Origin of the sequence: Terriglobus albidus (assembly GCF_008000815.1) — a bacterium.
In the GTDB taxonomy this organism is placed as follows: Bacteria; Acidobacteriota; Terriglobia; order Terriglobales; family Acidobacteriaceae; genus Terriglobus; species Terriglobus albidus_A.
The window spans coordinates 3696882-3718590 of sequence record NZ_CP042806.1 but is presented as its reverse complement, the minus strand read 5'-3'; the positions used below and the strand labels follow the sequence as shown (position 1 = coordinate 3718590).

The window sequence follows — 21709 nt, the reverse complement described above, 5'->3', positions numbered from 1 at the left end:
ACAAAACCATAGGCAGGACACCAGGCTTCGCGGCACATGTTCGAGTTCTTCTTCAAGTATCCCTACACGGCCTTCGCCCGCGGACGCCTGATCCTGCTCAGCTCATGGCCAGGCTGGATACTAGTGCTCGCCATTGTCCTGGGCGCCCTGGGTCTGGCTGGGTTGATCTGGTTCCGCTGGAATACAGTGGCGCCGAAGTTGAAGTCATGGAGATCTGCCGTGATCTGGGTCTTGCAGGCCGCAATGTTGACGTTACTTCTGCTCCTGCTGTGGGAGCCGGCACTCAACGTTGCTGAGCTGCGTTCCCAGCAGAACATCATCGCCATTCTGGTAGATGACTCACACAGCATGGCGCAGAATGACGCGGGCAATCAGCAGAGGCGTGAACAGGCTGCAGTAACCGCCCTGAAGAATGGCGTTCTGGATGGCCTGAAGCAGCGTTTTCAGACCCGGCTCTATCACATCGGTGCTTCGGTGGGCGAGGTCGACAGCCCGGATAAGCTGCAGTCCGCCGGACGATCCACGCACCTCAGTGACGGCTTGCGGCAGTTCCTCACTCAGACACAGGACCTGCCGATCGGCGCAGTTGTGCTGATGAGTGACGGTGCGGAGAATTCCTCCGGCAGTGACGAAGGCGGAGGCGGTGTCGACATTGCTGCGCTCGATGCTCTTCGTAACCGGCACCTTCCGGTGCATACCATCGGCTTCGGCAGTGAGACCGCCGACCACGATGTGGAGATGGAAGGCGTGAGCGTCGCCGCCCGCGCCCTGGCATCGTCGCGCATGGTGGCGACAGTCCGGTTTCATCAGCGCGGATTTTCAGGGCAGAAGGCGATGTTGACCGTACGCGAGAGCGGCAAGGCGCTCGCCGGGCATGAGATTGTTTTGCCGGCGAATGGTGAGACGCGCACCGACACGCTCTATTTCGATGCCGGCGATGCGGGTGCGAAGAGCTTTGAGTTTTCTCTTTCGCCGATGCCAGGCGAACCAAACGTCATCAACAACAGTCTCAGCCGCATGGTGAACGTCAGCGGCGATAAACGCAGGATTCTGTTCGTGGAAGGTGAGCCGCGTTGGGAGTTTAAGTTCATCCGCCGCGCCTCAGAGGATGATCCGCAGTTGCAGATGGTCTCCATGCTGCGGACGACGGAAAACAAGATCTATCGCCAGGGCATCAGCGATCCGAGCGAGCTTGCGGAAGGCTTTCCAACGCGGCCGGAGGACCTCTTCGGCTACTCTGGCATCATTATTGGTTCGGTTGAGAGCGGATACTTCACGCCCTCACAACAGGAGCTACTGCGCGAGTTTGTCGATCGCCGCGGCGGTGGAGTGCTCTTTCTAGGCGGCCGCTTTTCTCTCGCGGATGGCGGTTGGAACAGTTCTGGAGCTTCGGACCTTATTCCCACCTTTCTACCGAAGACGAAAGAGACCTTCCATCGCGACCCCGCCTATCCGCTGCTGACCCAGGTCGGCGCGGAGTCTCCAGTGACACGTCTAGCCGACGACGCAGCGGTCAATGTTGCGCGATGGAAGAAGCTTCCCTACACCGCCGACTACCAGGATGCCGGCTCGCCCAAGCCAGGAGCTACGGTGCTTCTGGAGATGAGTGATACACACCGCAAGATGCCGATGCTCATCACGCAGCCATATGGCCGTGGACGTACGGCGTTGATGGCTACCGCCGGTACGTGGCGCTGGCAGATGAGTATGCCGGTGGGCGACGGATCGCACGATCAGTTCTGGAGACAGCTATTGCGTTATGTCGCGGCCGAGTCGCCAGGACCTGTGACGGCAAGCGTTCCTGTGCAGACTCTGCTGGATGAGGGACACGTCGTTCTCTCTGCTACCGTGCGTGACAAGCAGTATCAGCCAGCTCCCGATGCCGATGTAATGGCCCGCATCGTTGGCCCGGACGGCACGTCGTCCATGGTGCAGCTGGCGGCTGTTCCTGGTGAGGCCGGAAGCTTCCGCACGGAATGGACCGCGGATAAACCCGGCTCTTACGCAATGGAGGTTACAGGATCGCGCGCGGGAGAGGTTCTCGGTTCTGACATCGTCACGCTTGAACGAAAGGATGGCGTTGCGGAGAACTTCCACACGGAGCAGAACCGCGAACTTCTGGAGCGTTTAGCAAATAGCACTGGAGGCCGTTATTGGCGGCCCTCGGAGCTCAACACCCTGCCGCGTGACATCTCCTATTCTGAGGCCGGCATCTCAGTTCGTGACACCAAGCCTCTTTGGGATATGCCCATCAACTACCTCCTGCTGCTAGGGCTTGTCAGCGCACAGTGGCTGCTACGCAGAAAGTGGGGTGTGGTATGAAGCGCATGGTTCTTGGCCTGCTGCTCGCAGTTGCGAGCCTTCGCTGCCATGCCGCCGTCTACTACATTACGGTTGCGGGCCTGGGCGGCGAGCCTGACTACGAACAGCGCTTCACTGCCAACGCCAAAGATCTCGACAAGGTCTACCACGGTGCAGCTGCTGCCCATGTCGTTACGTTGACTGGCAACGATGCAACCCGGGCAAAGTTAACGGATGTACTGAATGATGTGGCGCGCAACGCGAAGCCCGAGGATGATCTGGTACTTATCCTTATCGGTCACGGATCGTTCGATGGCGAAGAGTACAAGTTCAACCTCGTCGGTCCCGACCTCTCGGCGACAGAGCTCGCCACTCTCCTCGACAAGATCCCTGTAAAGCGACAGCTCGTCGTGAATACGACCAGCGCCAGCGGAGGATCCGTCGTTGCGTTGCAACGTCAGGGCCGTGCCGTGATTACGGCAACCAAGACCGGCACAGAGAAAAATGCCACCGCCTTTGCGCGCTATTGGCTGCAGGCAATGCAAGACCCTGCCGCCGATACCGATAAGAGCGGCAGTGTCTCCGCAATGGAGGCATTTGTCTATGCGGATCGCAAGACCGCAGAGTTCTACAGCTCGCAGAAACGCCTGGCCACAGAACATCCCGTCTTTGAAGATACCGGCAAGGGAGAAGCGGTCCGCACCATCACACAAGGTTCCCGTGAGGGTGCGCTGCTCTCAACCCTCACAGTACTGCGCCTGGATGGAGGCAATGCGGCCATTGCCAACGATCCGGCACATCAGGCACTGCTGACAAAGAAAGAAGAGCTGGAGCGCAAGATCGATCAGTTGAAGTATGAGAAAGCAGCCATGGAACCCGGCGAGTACAAGCAAGCTCTCACCGCTGCCTTGCTGGATCTGGCCAAGGTTCAGCAGGAGATGGAGAAATGAGATACCTCCTGCTTACGCTCGCGCTCACGCTTTCGTCGCATGCTGCGACTTGGCAGGAATGTCGTGGTCTGGAGAAACACGGCAAAGATGCTACGGCGTGTTATACCCAGCTCACGCATACGAATGATCCTGCATTGCGTGCCGAGGGCTTCTGGGGTCTGGAGAACTACCAGCAGGCCAACGCCGAGTTCCGCGAGGCAGTCGCCTCGCCAAGCAGCGGCGCAGCCGTGCGTGTCCGTTGGGGCCTTCTCTTCCATGAACGCTTCAATAACCCTGAAGCCGTCAATCTTTTCAACGAAGCCCTGGCCAAGGATCCAAACTACGCGCCTGCGTTCTATGGGCTGGCACTTGTCAGCGCCGATGGCTTCGACGGGCGCGCGCCACAGTACATTGCGAAGGCACTGACGCTCGATCCTAAATCGGCGGAGAGCCGTGAGTTGGCGGCCGATATGGCCTTCGAAAACTCCGACTTTGATACAGCGAGCAAAGAAGCCGATCAGGCCATAACCCTCGCACCTGACGCCCTGGACGCCATGGCGATCCATGCAGCCATCGACTTGCTGAACGACCGTCCCCCTGATGCATGGCTGGCAAAGATCACCGCGATTAACCCGAAGTATGGCGAAGGATACGCTCGCATCGGCTATCACCTGGTACAGAATCGCCGTTATAACGACGGCGTGACCTACTACCGTAAAGCCGTGGAGGTTCAACCTGGGTTATGGTCGGCGCACGCGCAGCTCGGCATCAACCTGATGAGGCTTGGCCAGCAGGATGAGCCGGAGAAGGAGCTGCAGCTTGCTTACGACAACGGATACCGCGATGCCGCCACCGTCAACAGTCTGCGGCTGCTGGACAGCTACAAGAACTTCCAGACCTTTACCGACGACACCACCATTCTGAAGCTCAACAAGAAGGAAGCAGAACTGCTGCAACCCTACTTCTCTGCCGAGCTGCATCGTGCCATGGCGGCCTACGAGAAGAAGTATCAGATGAAGTTGAAGGGACCGGTGCAGCTCGAGGTCTATCCGGACCATGAAGACTTTGCGGTGAGGACCATGGGAATGCCCGGGCTAGGAGCTCTGGGTGTGACCTTTGGTCAGGTGGTCGCCATGGACAGTCCATCCGGCCGCAAGCCTGGTGAGTTTCACTGGGCCAGTACGCTTCGGCACGAGCTTAGTCATGTGTACGTCCTCTCCGCCACGAATCATCGTGTACCGCGCTGGTTCACAGAAGGACTTGCTGTTCATGAAGAGACACAGGCTTCACCGGAGTGGGGTGACCGCGTGACGCCGGAGATACTGATCGCGATCCGCGATAAGAAGCTGCTGCCGGTTGCAGAGCTGGATCGCGGCTTTATCTACCCTCAGTACCCAGCGCAGGTGATTGTGAGCTACTTCCAGGGCGGAAGCATCTGCGACTACATCGGTGAGCGCTGGGGCGAAGGCAAGCTGCTTGAGATCGTGCACGCCTATGCGAAGCTGACGCCTACGCCGGAGGTTATCCAGACGACCCTTGGTATCTCTGCGGAGCAGTTCGATAAGGACTACATGGCCTGGCTCGACAAGCAGTTGGGCGATGTCGTGAAGAACTTCGATCCGTGGCGCAAGCAGCTTACCGAGCTTGCACAACATGCAAAGTCGAAGGACTATGCTTTCGTTCTTGCAAATGGAGAGAAAGCGAAGGCTCTTTATCCCCAGTACATTGGCGATGCAAATGCTTACCAGATGATTGCCGATGCTCAGCTAGCCGGCGGCAACAAACAGGCCGCCACCAAAGTTCTGGTGGAGTACGAAAAGATGGGTGGGCACGAACCTGCCACGCTGAAACAACTGGCTACGCTGGAAGAAGGGGCCGGAGATAAGGTGGCGGCAGCCGCGACGCTCGATCGCCTGAACTACGTCTATCCCACGGGTGACGAAGAGCTACATCGCAGGCTTGGAACGCTCTTTCTCGAGCTGAAGAACTACGACGGAGCCGTGCGGGAATATAGCGCCGTTGTCGCCCTGCATCCGCTCGACACCGCGGGTGCGCAATACAACCTGGCCCAGGCATATATGGCGAAGGGTGACCGGGCCAAGGCGGAAGAGGCTGTTCTTGCTGCTCTGGAAGCGGCACCCGGCTATCGTCCGGCACAGACATTATTACTGCAACTGCACAACGGCGGCGCAGCGGCGCAGCCAAAGACCAACTGAAGACGAGGGACTGGATGGAGACCGCACTCAACAACCTGGATGCAGTAGAGCTCGAACAGCGGATACAGCGATTCCACGCCGTGCGCGATGGCATTCTGACGCAGGTCCGCAAGCTGATCGTCGGACAAGATGAGGTTCTGGACCAGATTCTCACCGCCCTCTTTGTCGGTGGCCACTGCCTTCTTACCGGTATGCCAGGCACGGCGAAAACTCTGACAGTGAGGGCCATAGCGGAAGCCCTGGGACTCTCGTTCAAACGCATTCAATTCACGCCGGACCTCATGCCGTCAGACATTACCGGAACGGACATTATCGAAGAGGATCCGGCGAGCGGGCATCGTACCTGGACCTTTGTCCCGGGGCCGATCTTCGGCAACATCGTGCTGGCTGACGAGATCAACCGCACTCCGCCAAAGACCCAGGCAGCGTTGCTCGAAGCGATGCAGGAACGATCCTGCACGGTACGCGGGCACGTCTATCCGCTGCCTTCTCCCTTCTTTGTGCTTGCTACGCAGAACCCGATTGAACTGGAAGGCACGTATCCCCTACCCGAAGCGCAGCTTGACCGCTTCCTCTTCAATACTGTGCTGGACTATCTCTCGGCCGACGATGAAGTGAAGGTCGTCGACATGACTACCGCGACCTTGAATCCAACGATCGATGCCGTCACCTCGGCGGACGAGCTTCTGGATCTGCAACAGCTCGTCCGCATGGTACCGATTGCGGAGTCACTGGCCAGGTGGGCGGTCAGCCTGGTGCGAGCGACTCGCTTCAAGAGCGACAACGCGCCTGACTTTGTGAAAAAGTACGTCAACTACGGAGGCAGTGTCCGCGCGGCACAGTTCCTGGTGTTAGCGGCCAAAGCACGAGCCCTGGCGCATAAGCGCTACCACGTCACCTACGACGATCTGAAGGCGCTGGCCATACCGGTGCTCCGTCACCGCATCCTGCTCAACTTCCATGCTGAGAGCGAACGCATTGACACCGATGAGATTCTGCGTCGTCTGATCGCCCATCTTCCAGCGCCGAAGGAAATCTGATGCAACGATTCCTCGATCCCGCGATTCTGGCAAGTATCGGCAATCTTGAATTGCTGGCGCGTACGGTCGTGGACGGCTTTGTCGCCGGTCTGCACCGGTCTGCCGACTTCGGCTTCAGCCAGGAGTTTGCCGAGTATCGCGCCTACACTCCGGGAGAGGATCCGCGCCACATCGACTGGAATCTTTTTGCACGCACTGAGCGCACTTATCTGAAGCGTTACCGTGGCGAGACCAACAGCCAGGTGACCGTACTTCTGGACGCCAGTAACTCCATGAAGTACGCCTCGCACGCCGTCAACAAGATGAACTACGCGCGCTATGCCGCTGCGGCGCTGATGTACATGGCCATCAAATACCAGCGGGATGCGGCCGGTATTGTGGTCTTTGATAACGATATTCGAGAGTCTGTCAGACCTTCGACGCGACAGGGGCAACTCTACCGCGTGCTGGCGGCTCTGGATCGCGCGGAGCCTGCGGCACGGACGAACTTTGCCAATCCGATGCGCTACGCCCATGAACTGCTGCGACGGCGCGGCATGGTGATGGTCTTCTCCGACTTCTTCGGAGATCCGGAAGAGATGGTGGAAGCGATTGAACCGCTCCGCTATCACGGCAGCGAAGTCACACTCTTCCAGGTACTCGATCCGAAAGAGATCAAACCGGAGCTCCGTGGGCCATCTGTGTTGGAAGACATGGAGACTGGTCAGGTGATGGAGGTCATTCCCGACTACGCGAAGAATGAATATCGCCGTCGGCTGCAGGCGCATCTTGCGGCCATTGAGGCACGTGCGCGCGCAGCGGGTATGGATTACCGCCTTCTGGTTACCGATCAGCCGTTGGATGCCACATTGCAGGCATACCTCTCGCTGAGAAAGGCGGTGGCCGCCTGATGGGATTCCTTGCGCCATGGTTTCTTGCCGGAGCACTTGCCATAGGCCTGCCGGTCTACGTGCATCTGCTGCGCCGCCACAAGTCCATTCCGCTTCCCTTCAGCTCTCTGATGTTCTTCGAACGCGGCACGCAGAGCTCCACCAAGCACCAGCGCCTGAAGTACCTGCTGCTCTTCTCACTCCGCGCCCTGATTGTACTGCTGCTCGCGTTGGCCTTCGCCTCGCCATTCATTCGCAGACCAGCTTCCAAAGCGCATGACCGCCTACTGCTGCTGGTCGTCGACCGTTCGCTCAGCATGCGAAGCGAGACGCGCTTTACCGAAGCAAAACAACAGGCGCTCAACACCCTGAGTGGACGGCATCCGGGGCAGAAGGCGCAGGTGATGGCTCTGGGTGGCCAGCTCGAAGCATTGACGCAACCGATCGAAGATAATGAAACGCTGCGCTCAGCGATCAACGGACTGCAGCCAGGTGATGGGCGCTCCAACTTCGGCGATCTTGGCCGCAGCGTGCGTGCGCTGGATGAGGCAAACCATACGCCCATCGATCTACATCTCTTCAGCGATATGCAACGGTCCAGCGTTCCCGGCAACTTCGCCGAGATGGTGCTGCCGGAGAGTACAAAACTTATCCTGCATCCCACTACCAATCGCACCGAAGAGAACTTCACCGTGGTGAGCGTGGACGCTCCTTCGCAGATAGCCGATACGAAGGGCGCTCGCGTTCGCGCGGTTGTTGCCGGCTACAACAGTAAAGCCGCGGTAAAGAAGGTCTCCTTAGTTATCGACGGCAAGACCATCACCACGAAGACGGTGAATCTCCCAGAGAATGGCACGGCTACTGTTGAGTTCACTGGTCTCGATGTTCCCTACGGCCTGAGCCGCTGTGCTGTAGCGATCGAAGGTAGCGATGCACTTCCGTCGGATGATCAGTGGCGCTTCGCCGTGCGCCACAGTGATCCTGAGCATATCCTCCTGGTCCGTCCGGCGAACGATACACGCTCACCGTTGTATGTGAGTGCCGCTATCGCCGCAGCCAGCCAGGGAGCCTATCTGTTGCAGCCGATGAGCTCCGATACCGTCACAGAATCCGATCCGACGAAGTACGCTTACGTCATTTTGTCGGATGTGCCTTCCCTGCCGATCGCCTTCGAGAATGCACTGAAAAAGTATGTTCAGGGCGGCGGGAACGTGCTGATGGCCATTGGCACAAATGCCGGCCGCCAGGGCAAGCTTCCTCTGCTTGGCGCTAGTACCGGGCAGCCGCACCTCTACACCCGCGAAGGCGATCCCATGGGCGTGGGCGATCTTGATCGCACGCACGCGGCACTGCGTGAGACGACCGGCTGGAACGACGCACGCTTCTCGTTCGCTGCCAATGTCGACACAAACGGTATGCGCGTCATCGCGAAGCTGACGGACGGGACGCCGTTGCTTATGGACAAGCAGCTAGGCGAGGGACATGTCCTCGTCCTGGCTTCGGGCTTCGATAACCTGACCAACGATCTTCCGCTCTCGCCGGCCTTTGTCCCCTTTCTCGATCTGGCGACCCGCTATCTCTCCGGCACGGAGCGTCTAAGCGGAGCCCGGCTGGTGGACGAATTCGTTCCTCTACGCTCGGTAACGACTGGAAGCGGCCCGGGAGCAAGCGTGGACGTCATCGCGCCCGACGGCCACCGCCCGCTGACCCTGGCCGAGGCGGCGACCGCGCAGACGCTGCGGCTTAGCTCTGCCGGCTTCTACCAGGTGCGGTTTGCGAACGGACGCGACGGCTTGATTGGCGTAAATGCCGACACACGTGAGAGTAACCTCGAAATCCTTCCGCCCGATGTGCAACAGCTCTGGGCGGGCAGCGCCAACGGCAATGGCGGCAGCACCGCCGGCGCCGCGCAAAATGACACCGTACGCGTCAGCTTATGGTGGTACGCTATGCTCGTCCTCTTCCTGGTGGCTCTGGCGGAGTCCATCGTGGCCGGGCAGTACCTGGGTACGCAAAGGGAGGAAGCATGAGCCGTCAACAACAGCTCAACGCCTACATCGACAGTGTCGAACGCCGGCTTCGGCTGGCAGCTACCCTGCGCGGTTCGGCCGTCATTGCGGCCACCGCACTGATCGTGACTGTCGTCGCCGTCCTGATCCTGAATGCCTACGCCTTTCCGTTGCGCAGCCTTACCCTGACACGTCTGGCCATGTTGCTGGCGATCATCCTCGCCGCGACCATCGCATTGGTCATCCCGCTGCTCCGGCACACACGCGCGGCCAGTGTGAAACAGGTGGAACGCGCCTTCCCTGCCTTCGATGACCGCTTGCTCACCTTCTCGGAGCGGCAGGAGACGCAGTCAGGGCCATTCCTCGAACTGCTTGCAGGAGACACGCTGGCCGTCGCTGAAACTGCCAGTCCACACGACCTGGTGCCGCAGCGCACCTTTTACGCATTGATGGCTGGAGGGGTGGTTTCACTCGGCATCCTGCTATGGATGATCGTCGCAGGCCCTGGGTACCTCGGATACGGCGCTTCGCTTCTCTGGACTGGACCGAAGAAAGACGTTCCACCGCTCTATGACATCCGCGTAACTCCAGGCAACGCTGCCTTGCGCCGCAATACCGACCAGCTCGTCACCGCACAGATCACCGGTGTGCAGACCGACAAGGTACAGCTCTTTGCCCGCTATCAGAGTGCAGGGCGTTGGGAACCTGTGCCAATGAGACCGCTGGAAGGAGCTCCCGGTTTTCAGTTCCTCTTCACCGCCCTGCCTGAGAACGTGGAGTACTACGTCAGCGCGGGGCCATTGACCAGTACTCACTACACTCTGCGTGTCGTAGATATGCCGCAGATCACCGCCATCAAGGTGACCTACAACTATCCAAAATGGACCGGCATGAAGCCGCAGGTCGACGATCACGGCGGCGATCTGCGCGCGATTGAAGGCACCGAAGCCGAGCTAGAAATCCACACGGACCGTCCACTTCGTGATGGGCTTCTCGCGCTGGACGACGGCACGACCCTGAAGCTCAGTGGCGGCCAGGGCAATACCTACACCACCACTCTGAAGATGCAGAAGGACGGCGCTTATCACATTGCCGGTATCGACCAAGGCCAGCCGGTGCGTCTGACAGAGGACTACTTCGTCGCAACCAACAAGGCTGAGCCCCCGACCATTGCCATCGAGAAGCCTTCGAACGACTACCGCGCCAGTCCGATTGAAGAGGTCACGGTGAAGGTGAAAGGCTCGGCGGAGTTTGGCTTGAATGCGATGGCGCTGCACTACTCCGTTAACGGCGGCGCAGAGCAGACGGTTCCGATGTTGAAAGCTCCAGGGCTGCGTCAGGCAGATGGTTCGCAGATGTTGAGTCTTGAGAGCTTCAAGATGCAGCCGGGCGACGTCATCAGCCTCTACGCTACGGCCCGCGACGGACATGCTGAATCAAAGACCGAGATCAGCTTTATCCAGGCCGATCCATTTGAGCGCGAGTTCTCGCAATCGCAGGCCGGCGGAGGAGGAGGCGGTGGTGGCGGTGGAGGAAGACAGGACCAGGGCGAGATCTCCCGCCGCGAGAAAGAGCTGATTGCGCAGACGTGGAAGCAGCAGAACGACAAGGCGGCCACGCGGAAGTCCGGTGAGGACCAGGCGAAGTTTCTATCGGATGTGCAGAGCAAACTGCGTCAGCAGGTCGATGCGCTCTCCAGCCGCCTGGACAGCCGCGATATGACGGCAATGAATGAGAGCTTCAACTCCTTTGAGAAGGACATGCAGGAAGCTTCAAAGGCCATGATTCCCGCGACCGATAAGCTGCGCCAGATGCAGTGGAAGGATGCCATCGGCAATGAGCAGAAGGCGTTGCAGTATCTGCTGCGCGCGGAAGCTACTTTCCGCCAGATCCAGGTCGCCTTTGGCCAGCGTGGTGGAGGAGGCGGTGGTGGCGGTGGGTCCATGGGACGCGACCTGGCCACGCTGCTCGACCTCGAGCTCGATACTGCAAAGAACCAGTACGAGAGCGCGCAGACCGGGTCTCCGCAGGAAGAGAAAGAGAAGAAGATCGACGACGCGCTGCAGAAGCTCGATGCCCTGGCGCGGCGCCAGGAGGAGCTGGCACAGCAGCAGCGCAATAATCCACAACAGAGCTTCCAGGAGCGTTGGCAGCAGGAGATGCTGCGCCGCGAGGCCGAACAACTGCAGAAGCAGATGGAGCAGCTCGCCCAGAATCAGAACGGACAGCAGGGCCAGCAGAATGGGCAGCAGTCTGGCCAGCAAGGAAGCCAGTCCGGTTCGCAATCGGGTTCCTCTCAATCCGGTTCCCAGTCTGGATCGCAATCAGGCTCCCGGTCTGCTTCGGCATCAGGCTCTTCAGGAAGCCAACCCGGCAATCAACGTGGGGATGATCCCCGCGTGCAGCAGGCGCTCGACCGTCTACGCCGCGCCAATGATGAGATGAAGCGTGCCGCCAGCCCACAGGCTGGTCAATCGAACTCGCAGCAGGCGGCCAATGAGGCAGCACGTCGAGCCGCGGAGTCTCTCCGCCAGGCAACCGGTCTTATGGGAGGCGCGCAACAGCAGCAGGCCAGCGGTAAACTCGATGGCCTTTCGCAGGAGGCCGATCGCATCGCGAAAGAAGAACGCAACCAGGCTGACCGCATCCGTCAGTTTGTCGACGAGCAGAACCGGAAAGGCCCGGCAACCACAATGCAGGAGATGGTTGACCGCGCCACTGCGCGGAACCGTATTGCTGACGATCGCCAGAAGCTTTCTGAAGACTTCTCACGGCTGCAGAACAATCTGCGCAGCACAGCTCGCCAACTTGCACCGACACAGCCCGGTGTCTCCGGTAAGTTGCGCGATGCGCTCAATGCCGCCGATCAGGATGGCCTGGATAACCGTGTCCAACGCACAGCCGATTGGCTGCGCCGCGGCATCAATCCTGAATCGAACGGTACTGAAGAAGGTATTCGTGCCGGCATGGACAAGCTGAACCAGCAGGTTCGCCAGGCCGCAAATGGTATTGGCAGCGGGAACGATGCCCGGCAGCAGCGCCAGAGCTCCGGCGATCAGACAGCGGCTCTCAGTGCGCTGGACCGCTTCCGCAGCCGTATCGAATCCCTCAACCGTGGCAACGGTCAACAGCCCGGTAATAACCAGCAGCGGGGACAAAATGGCCAACCCAACGGTCAGAACGGCAGCCGCAACGGGCAAGGACAGCCAGGACAGGGACAACAGGGGCAAGGGCAACAAGGGCAGCAGGCCGGAAACGGTCAACAATCGGGAGGGCAGCAAGGCGGCAATCAGCGCGGTGGTGGACAGCAGATGACCGGCAACAGTGGTGGCGGTGGACGAGCCGAAGCTGCAGGTGGTGGTCTGAGCACTGATCTGGGTAACACCGTAAACCGCGGTGGCGGCTACGACAATGGCACCGTTTGGGGCAATATGAATACCGGCAATAACCAGTTCGACCGCTCACGCCGCGCTGGTGACCCCGGCAATCCAAATAACCCGGCGGATATGCAGCAGATCATCTCGCAGGGCATTCGCGATCTCAACAACCTGCGTCAGGCTGCGGGCAACGATCCGCAGGCGAAGAAGGATATCGAAGATCTACAGCGACAGATGCAGAACCTCGATCCACGGCGCTTCCCGGGCAATCCGCAGATGGTGGAGAACATGAGCGCCGAGGTTCTGGCACAGGCCGACAAGCTGGAGCTGCGGTTACGTCAGGATGGAGCACTCGATCAGGGGCAGGTACGCAGTCCCAAACCGAAGTCAGCAGCGCCCGCCTACCAGAATGCTGTTGCGGACTACTACCGGCGGCTCAGCAAGACACCGCAGTAACGGCTACACTCAGCCTTGATGCCGCAACTGATCATCAACGCCGACGACTTCGGTCAGGCGCCTGGAATCTGCCGTGCCGTCGCCGAGCTGCATGACGCCGGCGCATTGACCTCCGCAACCCTTATGGCCGGCGGTGTGGCTTTCGATGAGGCTGTCTCCATCGCAAAGCAACGCCCGAACCTTGGCGTGGGGTGCCACATTGTTCTTCTAGACGGTCAGCCGATGTTGCCGCCGGGTGAGGTTGCTTCCTTGCTTGGTCCCGATGGCCGCAGCTTTCGTCCGACCCTCGGCAGCTTTGTGTGGGCCCTGGCTGCGGGCAAGGCGCGGGAGGAAGAGATCGAGCGCGAGGCGACCGCCCAGATCCGCAGACTGCAGGACGCCGGCATCACCGTCACCCACGTCGACACGCACAAACACACGCACATGTTTCCCTCTGTCCTGCGTCCGGTACTGGCGGCGGCGAAGGTGTGCGGCGTCTATAGAGTCCGAAACTCTTTCGAACAGCCGTGGAGCCTGCAAGCCTCACAAGCCGATGCCTTACGGGCGCTTGAAGTGCGCGGCCTGCGCGCACGCTTCCTCTCCCGCTTTCGCAGGCAAACCCAACAGAACCATATCTTCGCTCCTGATGGCTGCATTGGCGTCGCGGCTACGGGCAGGGTGAATGCTCTCATGATCGAAGCCTGGATGAAGGCTATGCCGCCGGGTGTCTGGGAGATCGCCTGTCACCCCGGCTATCGTGACAGCATTCTTGCTTCGCAGCGCACGCGCTTGCAGGCATCGCGCGAGGAAGAGTTGCATGGTCTTATGGCCATACTTCCCCGCATCCAAACCCTTCGCCCGGACATCGAACTCACACACTTCGGCAAGATCGCCGTCCAGTAAGGAAACGAGTCGTTCATGAAGATCGGCATTACCTGTTATCCCACCTACGGCGGCAGCGGCGTCGTCGCGACGGAGCTTGGCATTGAACTCGCCGCCCGTGGACACGAGATTCATTTCATCACCTACGCGGAGCCCTTCCGCCTGACCGACCGTGAGACCAATATCCGTTATCACGAGGTTCCAGTCACCAACTATCCGCTCTTTCAGTTCCCTCCGTATGATCTGGCGCTGGCAACGCGTATGGCGGAGGTAGCGGAGTTCTACCAGCTCGATCTGTTGCATGTGCACTATGCCATTCCGCATTCGGTCTGTGCGCTGCTGGCGCGGCAGATGCTGGCTGCGCGCGGAATCAGGTTGCCGTTCATCACGACGCTGCACGGTACCGATATCACGCTCGTTGGACAGGATCACTCCTTTCTGCCAATCACCAAGTTCGGCATCGAGCAATCTGACGGCATTACGTCGATCTCGCAGTATCTGAAAGAAGAGACGGAACGCGCCTTCTCGATCACGCGCGATATCGAAGTGATCCGCAACTTCGTCAACTGCGATGTCTATATGCGCCGTCCCGACGTCTACGAACGTGACCGGCAGAAATATGCTGCTCCGGACGAAGCTCTGTTCGTCCATCTCTCAAACTTCCGTCCGGTGAAGCGGGCTACCGACGTCGTCCACACCTTCGCCAAGATCACAAGGCAGCTACCGGCTCGCCTGATGCTGATCGGCGATGGGCCCGACACCAGTGAGGCCGAGCGGCTTGCTGTCAGCTACGGTATCAAGAACCGCATCCACTTCCTCGGCAAGCAGAACAGCGTGGAAGATCTGCTGTCCCTGGCTGACCTGATGCTGATGCCCTCCGAGATGGAGTCCTTCGGCCTGGCTGCCCTGGAAGCGATGGCCTGTAGCGTCCCGGCGATCGCGACTCGCGTCGGCGGCGTGCCGGAACTGATCGACGACGGCGTCACCGGCATGCTCTTCCCGGTAGGAGACACGGACGGCATGGCTGCCGCCGCAATCAATCTATTAACTCATAAGGACCAGCTGACGGAGATGTCCCACGCGGCCAGGCAAACCGCCCAGAAGCTGTTCTGCAGCTCCAACGTCATTCCTCTTTATGAACGCTTCTATGAGAGCGTTCTGGCACAGCCGCCGATGTAAGGAGACACAGGATGTGATACCTTCAGAGATGTTGCATCCCCGCAACGGAGAGATGGCCGAGTGGCTGAAGGCGCACGCTTGGAAAGCGTGTATACCGCAAGGTATCCAGGGTTCGAATCCCTGTCTCTCCGCCATACTTCCCTTCAACAATTTACGCAACTAGCCCGTAAGCAAATCGACTTCGAGTGGCTAGGTTCGTCCCTCGTGGTCGCCGCTAGCCTTGTGCTCGCCATCCGAACAGCCGTTCCGGGCGCTCATTGCTCTCCAGGAGATGGGACAAAGAAATAGAACATCCTGGCGAAGTAGCCAGCATGATCTTGAATAAGGCTATGCAGAACCCAGCCTCCTCCAGCATATGAGCGTGTCGTGATTCATGTCAGACGATGGCAAGGTGCCCGCCTGCCCGAGCCGAATTCAACCGTTGCTAGTCTTGCGCTATTCTCTTGTACGTGGAAACGTATGTCAGTCGTACGCTGAAGAAGATTGCGCTGAGCTTCGCAAGCGCGATATTCGGAGTCGTGGCCACTCTGTGTGCGCAGGACTTCCACTCCTGGCGAAACCGGCTTTGGGAGCCGCTCGTCGGAGTCGCAGCAGTCACGCTTTGTCTCACCGCGTTTCGGGCACTGATTTATTACAGAGCACCAGCCCTGCATTGGAGCTTGAGGCGGCGTGGCTGGTAGCGCAGAGAAAGCCTTCTCCGAACTGCCTCTGCTACTTTTGCCTCTTCATGGCTTCCTCTGGTTATCAACGCAGTAAAGCCATAGCTCTCCAACGAAGACGTCAATGCCGCGACTCGATGGTTGCGCGACCATTCGAACATGAAAGATGGGCGAGTCGTGAACTGACGATTGATTAGCCGTCCAGAATTTTGACGTATACATCCTGCTGGCTAGTGGCAACTATCGTATTCACCTGCAGGCTCGACGGTATGCATTGTCTTGCTATGCTCAATGACGCCCGGACTCGTTTTTTCACCTCATTGCCAATAAACCATTCGAAATGAATAATTTATGGAAACATTAGCGGTTCGGCTTACGGATTGCATACACTAGTGCGCCAGCTGCAACACATATTTTTGTCTTGGCTAGGAACGTGAACGGCGAGGTGGGCTGTGAGTTCTGCTCTCAAGATCAGGGGAAGCTTCGCAATTACTGCAGCTATCCTTTTCTCAGTGATATGTTTTGGCTCGGTCGTGCCGCTGCTCCGCGGTTTCTCCATCGGACCACGAGTCGACATTGTCAGCCCTTACGCCGGAGAAGTAGGCGTCGAGCCGAAGACGCCAATCACGTTGACCTTTAACAAGGAAATGTCGCCTGAAACGATCATTCCAACCACCTTCACCTTGCGAGATGAACAGGGCAAGGTGGTTCCAGCGACAGTCGCTTACGATGATGCCACTCATGAGGCTGTCCTCCAGCCTATGTCCGCCCTGCAGCAGGGTTCCACATACGAAGTGACACTGCGTGGAGGCCAGCAAGGCATCTTCGATCAACACAGTCATCCGCTCGCGGAAGACATGAAATGGCGATTCACGATCGGTATTGAGGCCGCCGAATCGCCGGCACAAGGCCCCGGTGGCCCTATTCTGCTTGTCACGAGTAAGACAAATGGTTTCAGCCAGTACTATGCCGAGATCCTTCGCAATGAGGGGTTGAATGAGTTTGATGCTGAAGATATCGAGCAGCTTTCTGCCCAGGAACTCGCGAGACATGACCTTGTGCTTGTCGGTGAAATACCTGTCGATGATGGCAAAATCCGGATGATAGTCGACTGGGTGCGGAGTGGCGGAACCGTGATCGCAATGCGGCCCCCTCGCAAGCTGGCCCAGAGTTTTGGATTCAGCCTGCCGACTTCCGAAGCTGACAGGCAAGTTCAGCATGGCGGTTACCTGAGGATCAACTCGAAGACCCCGGTGGGCGCCGGAATGATTCAGCAGGCGATTCAGTTTCATGGCGATGCCGATCGGTTGATCGCGGATAACGCAACCACATTTGCCACGTTGCATACGGACGCCCAGACCGCGACTCAATTCCCTGCTGTCAGCGCCGTAACGTTTGGCGCCGGCAAGGTCATCGTCTTCAGCTACGATCTGGCAAAGTCCATTGTCTATACACGCCAGGGCAATCCCGAGTGGTCGGGGAATGAACGAGATGGAATCCCGCCGATACGCTCAGATGATCTGTTTTATGGAGCAAATGAAAAGGATCCCCACCCAGATTGGGTGGATCGGAATGCAATTGCGATTCCACAAGCGGACATCCAGCAACGGCTATTGGCCAACCTGATCATCAGCTTCAGTTCGAGCAAAAAACCTCTTCCGCACTTCTGGTATCTGCCGCGCGGCCTCAAGGCCGCTATCGTTATGACCGGTGACGATCATGGGCATGGAGGAACTGCAGGCCGCTTCCGTATCTATCAAGATAGAAGCCCAAGCGGCTGTTCGCTCGAAAACTGGGAATGCATCCGTGGCACCTCGCATATTTTTGTCGGATCGATTTCTTCCGAACAAGCCGCGGCCTTCGTGAAACAGGGGTTTGAGATCGGATTGCACGTTTACACAGCGTGCACTGATTGGCCGGCAAAAGAGGCGCGAGACAGTGATGGCGTTGAAAGACGACGGGTAAATCGCGAATTTGCCGATGCGCTTTACTCGCAGCAACTCGCGGGTTTTGCGATAAAGTATCCCGGAGTTCCGCCACCTGTCAGCAACCGAACCGATTGCATTGCCTGGGGCGATTACGATACGCAACCGCAGGTTGAGTTCGACCACAAGATCCGGCTCGATACGAACTACTACTACTGGCCCGCGAAATGGGTCAAAGATACACCGGGATTATTTACCGGCTCTGGGTTACCGATGCGTTTTGCCCGGCGCGATGGGAGCTTGATCGACGTCTATCAGGCTCCGACGCAGATGACAGACGAGTCAAAACAGAGCTATCCCTTCACGATTGATACGCTCCTCTCGAATGCCCTGGGAAGCTCGGAATACTTCGGCGTATTCACCGCCAATATGCATAACGACGATGTAAAGTCTCCCGGCGCCGACGCCATCATCGCGTCGGCTCAAAAACATCATGTCCCGATCATTACCGCCTCACAGCTATTGAAATGGCTCGACGGACGGAATGCTTCCCGGTTTCGGGACATCAAATGGTCGAATAATCAGCTTTCTTTTTCGATCGACGTGGGCATCGGCGGAAATGGCATCGAAGCAATGCTACCGATCCACTCCTCCAGCGGTGACCTGACTGCCATCTCGCTCAACGGAGCTACCGTAGAGTGGCAAAAGCGGACCGTAGCGGGGCTATCTTATGCGGTAGTCCGAGCAGCGTCGGGAACATTTCTGGCGACCTACAATCATCCAGCGCGCAATAGCGTTGCGCGTCGCTAAAGATTCAGTGCGGTAGAGATCTACCTGGAAATCTTTGCAGCGATACGTTTTTCGGTGTACTTTGACGCCGCGAAGCTTTCCTTTGACTGGTAGACAACCCAACCGGGAAAGCGCTCCTGCGAAATACAGACGACTTCAGGACGCTTGTCGCTCTTTGCAGGCTCGGGCTTCTCTCCCCGCAACCGGGCAGAAAGCATCGCCGGAATCCTCATAACGAAGAACAGAGACATGAACAGCGATGAAAATACTTTTGCCGCAACCGTGACAAGGCCACTGACAGCGTAATCCACTACAGGCGGGGGGCCGAACGACGTATGGGGGGAAGATGAGGGCTTACCCATCTGAACATTCCTAAACGAGGCAAATCGCAATAGCCGCTGGATGGGTGCGGATTTTGGTGGTCCGCACCGGTACTTAAACCGTAGCCCGAATCAGTGCTGCCAACGGCGGGTCCGGCTGTCAGACTTTGGTTGCGGACCCAAAATGGAACCGTATTTTTGCCGTTTACGGGGGATCTCGCTGTCCAGCAGCCGGGAACGCCGGACGCGCAAAAAGAACCAGGATTTTTATTGTTGCGTAGTAGAAATCGGCACTCCCGGTTCGACGTTTAGATATAGAACGACCAATTTGGTTGGAATCGATAACAGGAGAAAAGCTATGCGTTTCATGATGATCGTGATCCCCAAAGGCTATGAAAGTGCGCCTCCAGGCACAATCCCAAGCGCTGAAGCAGTGGCCAAGATGATGGAGTACAACAGGAGTCTGCAGAAGGCTGGCGTACTGCTTGCGCTCGATGGACTCCTGCCCCCTTCGACCGGGGCACGTATTTCCTACACCGGCGGCAAAGCTACGGTTACAGATGGACCTTTCGCCGAGGCCAAAGAGGTCATCGGGGGATACTGGATCATTCAGGTACGGTCGCGGGAGGAAGCGATTGAATGGGCCAGGCGCGCGCCGATGGGAAACAACGAGATCATTGAAGTGCGTCAGATTCAAGAGATGAGCGATTTTCCCGAGGACGTTCAGAAAGCTGCAGAAGGCTTCGAGAATCTGACGAAGACCTCGGCCGTCAAAGCATGAGCAACATCCACCAGACGATTGAGGCGGTGTGGAAGATCGAATCCACCCGCCTTATCGCGGGGATTGCCCGCGTCACCCGCGACGTCGGCCTTGCAGAGGAGCTGGCGCAGGACGCGCTTGTCGCAGCTCTCGAGCAATGGCCGGAAGAAGGTATCCCGGAAAAGCCGGCGGCATGGCTGATGACGGCGGCCAAACGGCGCGCCATCGACTATTTACGCCGCGGACAAATGCTCGACCAGAAACACGGAGAGATCGCTCGGGAAGTTGAATTCCAACAACAACGGCTATCCGAAGCATTGGACATCGCCCTGGACCAGGTCATCGACGACGATGTCCTGCGCCTCATCTTTACTGCCTGCCATCCGGTCCTCGCGATTGAAGGACGAGTCGCACTTACGTTGCGGCTGATCTGCGGACTCACCACAGTCGAGATTGCCCGGGCTTTCCTGGTGCCGGAAAAGACCCTGGGCCAGCGGATCTTTCGCGCCAAGAGGACTCTCTCCGAAGCCCACGTTCCCTTTGAGACTCCGCGTGGAGATGAGCTGCGCAGAAGAGTTGAGTCCGTACTTTCGGTCGTCTACCTGATCTTCAATGAGGGATATACGGCAACCTCAGGCGAGGAATGGATGCGGGTCGCACTCTGTGACGACGCATTACGGTTAGGGCGAATACTCGTGGAACTTCTGCCCGGGGAGTCTGAGGTCCATGGTCTTCTGGCGCTCATGGAACTGCAGGCATCACGTACCGCTGCGCGCAGAGGACGGGATGGGCAAGCGATTCTCTTGCTGGAACAAGATCGATCTCTCTGGGACTACGCGCAGATCAGACGAGGAATAACGGCACTCGATCAAGCGAAGAAGTTAGGAGGTGGCGCCGGAAACTACGCGCTGCAGGCGGCGATCGCCGCCTGTCATGCACGCGCCCGCACTCCCCAGGAAACCAATTGGGAGCAGATCGTCCTCCTCTATGACGCGCTACTCCAGATCAGTCCCTCCCCAATTGTGGCGCTGAATCGGGCGGTGGCTGTCGGGATGGAACGAGGACCAGCCGCCGGACTGGCCGAACTGGATACACTCTCTGCTGAACCTGCGTTAGCCGGCTATCACCTGCTTCCAAGTATTCGTGGCGATCTGCTTCTCAAGCTGGGCAGATTCACCGAGGCCCGTGAAGAGATCCAGCGCGCAATCGACATGACACAAAACAGCAGAGAGAAAGAATTACTAATGGATAGGTTAGAGCGTTTTTCCCTGTAGGTGTAGAGTAGGGCTTCCGCATCTATGGGCGTTTTCCGCAATGAAAACGCCGCTGCACGCTCCGGCTTGAACAGGAATAACCTCCTGAGGCTCCACATCTAGAGCGAATGCCGAAGGCTCACTCGTAGACCTCCCAGGGTTTGAAGGTGTGTTCATGCCGTTCCATATCCACCTTCTCTCCGAGGAAGCGGACGCCTTCCAGCTTTAGGCGCGAGCGCTGCTCCCGTGCGGCTTCTCCATGCAGCTTGATTGCGCCTCCGGCGCCAAGCACGCGATGCCACGGCAGATCATCTGGCGGATCTGTACGTAGAAGCCGAGCCACGGCACGATGGTAGCGTGGATAGCCAGCCGCCGCGGCGACTCTGCCATAGGTGCTGACCTTGCCAGGCGGAATAGAAAGAATCATCAGCCGAAACGCGCGGTCGCGCTGCTCCTCCGGGCGTGATGCGTCCCGAAGAAGTCTCTTTTTAGCTTGCTGTATAGACAGTTGATCGATCCCGGATGATCTCGTCGGTCTTCGAGTTGGCTTTCCACCAGAGCGCATGTTTCCTCTCTACCAGGTATTAGGCTTTGTCTGTTTCTGCTGCGAAATCAAACCGACTGCAAAGTCAGTTCTGAAGCCGACAATTGCAGTCTCAACTTGCCTGATAAACATCTTATTTGCTTTGAGATAGATAGCAACCACGGCCACATTCCTGAATTTATTCCGCTTGCCTTCCACAGCCGGCAAGGGCGAATATAAGGC

General features: G+C 58.3%; 14 protein-coding genes and 1 tRNA gene. 13 read left to right on the top strand and 2 right to left on the bottom strand.

From position 1 onward, the window contains the following. The first annotated feature begins 36 nt into the window (after positions 1–36). The 11 genes from FTW19_RS14525 (at position 37) to FTW19_RS14475 (ending at position 18631) form a co-directional block, all read left to right on the top strand. Complete coding sequence (locus FTW19_RS14525; protein WP_147648303.1) at positions 37–2322, top strand: hypothetical protein; 2286 nt, start codon at positions 37–39, stop codon at positions 2320–2322. After that, on the top strand, positions 2319–3251 hold the full coding sequence (locus FTW19_RS14520; protein WP_147648302.1) for a hypothetical protein: 933 nt from the start codon (positions 2319–2321) through the stop codon (positions 3249–3251). The genes FTW19_RS14525 and FTW19_RS14520 overlap by 4 nt, the downstream gene beginning before the upstream one ends. Next, positions 3248–5446: a tetratricopeptide repeat protein gene (locus FTW19_RS14515; protein WP_147648301.1), complete on the top strand. Its 2199-nt coding sequence runs from the start codon at positions 3248–3250 to the stop codon at positions 5444–5446. Before FTW19_RS14520 ends, FTW19_RS14515 begins: the two co-directional genes overlap by 4 nt. 14 nt (positions 5447–5460) lie before the next feature. Then, entirely contained in the window at positions 5461–6486 is a 1026-nt protein-coding gene (locus FTW19_RS14510; protein WP_147648300.1) for an AAA family ATPase, read from the top strand. Next, on the top strand, positions 6486–7376 hold the full coding sequence (locus FTW19_RS14505) for a DUF58 domain-containing protein (protein WP_147648299.1): 891 nt from the start codon (positions 6486–6488) through the stop codon (positions 7374–7376). Before FTW19_RS14510 ends, FTW19_RS14505 begins: the two co-directional genes overlap by 1 nt. Beyond that, positions 7376–9385: a vWA domain-containing protein gene (locus tag FTW19_RS14500; protein WP_147648298.1), complete on the top strand. Its 2010-nt coding sequence runs from the start codon at positions 7376–7378 to the stop codon at positions 9383–9385. The genes FTW19_RS14505 and FTW19_RS14500 overlap by 1 nt, the downstream gene beginning before the upstream one ends. Then, positions 9382–13197 (top strand): DUF4175 family protein, encoded by a 3816-nt coding sequence (locus tag FTW19_RS14495; protein ID WP_147648297.1) that lies wholly within the window; start codon positions 9382–9384, stop codon positions 13195–13197. Before FTW19_RS14500 ends, FTW19_RS14495 begins: the two co-directional genes overlap by 4 nt. A gap of 18 nt (positions 13198–13215) precedes the next feature. Further along, positions 13216–14079, top strand: coding sequence for a ChbG/HpnK family deacetylase (locus tag FTW19_RS14490; protein WP_246153309.1), 864 nt, complete (start codon positions 13216–13218; stop codon positions 14077–14079). Positions 14080–14094: 15 nt separating this feature from the next. Continuing rightward, positions 14095–15237, top strand: coding sequence for an N-acetyl-alpha-D-glucosaminyl L-malate synthase BshA (gene bshA, locus FTW19_RS14485; RefSeq protein WP_147648295.1), 1143 nt, complete (start codon positions 14095–14097; stop codon positions 15235–15237). 46 nt (positions 15238–15283) lie between these two features. Further along, positions 15284–15371: transfer RNA gene (locus FTW19_RS14480), tRNA-Ser, on the top strand. A gap of 1058 nt (positions 15372–16429) precedes the next feature. After that, positions 16430–18631 carry an Ig-like domain-containing protein gene (locus FTW19_RS14475; protein WP_187142989.1) on the top strand — a complete coding sequence of 734 codons (2202 nt, stop codon included), beginning with the start codon at positions 16430–16432 and terminating at the stop codon, positions 18629–18631. 20 nt (positions 18632–18651) lie between these two features. Here FTW19_RS14475 and FTW19_RS14470 read toward each other — a convergent pair whose 3' ends face one another. After that, positions 18652–18972, bottom strand: coding sequence for a hypothetical protein (locus FTW19_RS14470; RefSeq protein WP_147648293.1), 321 nt, complete (start codon positions 18970–18972; stop codon positions 18652–18654). Between the two features lie 316 nt (positions 18973–19288). On the opposite strand from FTW19_RS14470, the gene FTW19_RS14465 reads away from it, so the two are divergent. Further along, on the top strand, positions 19289–19711 hold the full coding sequence (locus FTW19_RS14465; RefSeq protein WP_147648292.1) for a YciI family protein: 423 nt from the start codon (positions 19289–19291) through the stop codon (positions 19709–19711). After that, a complete protein-coding gene (locus tag FTW19_RS14460; RefSeq protein ID WP_147648291.1) occupies positions 19708–20964 on the top strand; it encodes an RNA polymerase sigma factor in 1257 nt (418 codons plus the stop codon). The genes FTW19_RS14465 and FTW19_RS14460 overlap by 4 nt, the downstream gene beginning before the upstream one ends. A gap of 118 nt (positions 20965–21082) precedes the next feature. Here FTW19_RS14460 and FTW19_RS14455 read toward each other — a convergent pair whose 3' ends face one another. After that, a complete protein-coding gene (locus FTW19_RS14455; RefSeq protein ID WP_246153308.1) occupies positions 21083–21370 on the bottom strand; it encodes an MGMT family protein in 288 nt (95 codons plus the stop codon). Positions 21371–21709: the final 339 nt, after the last annotated feature.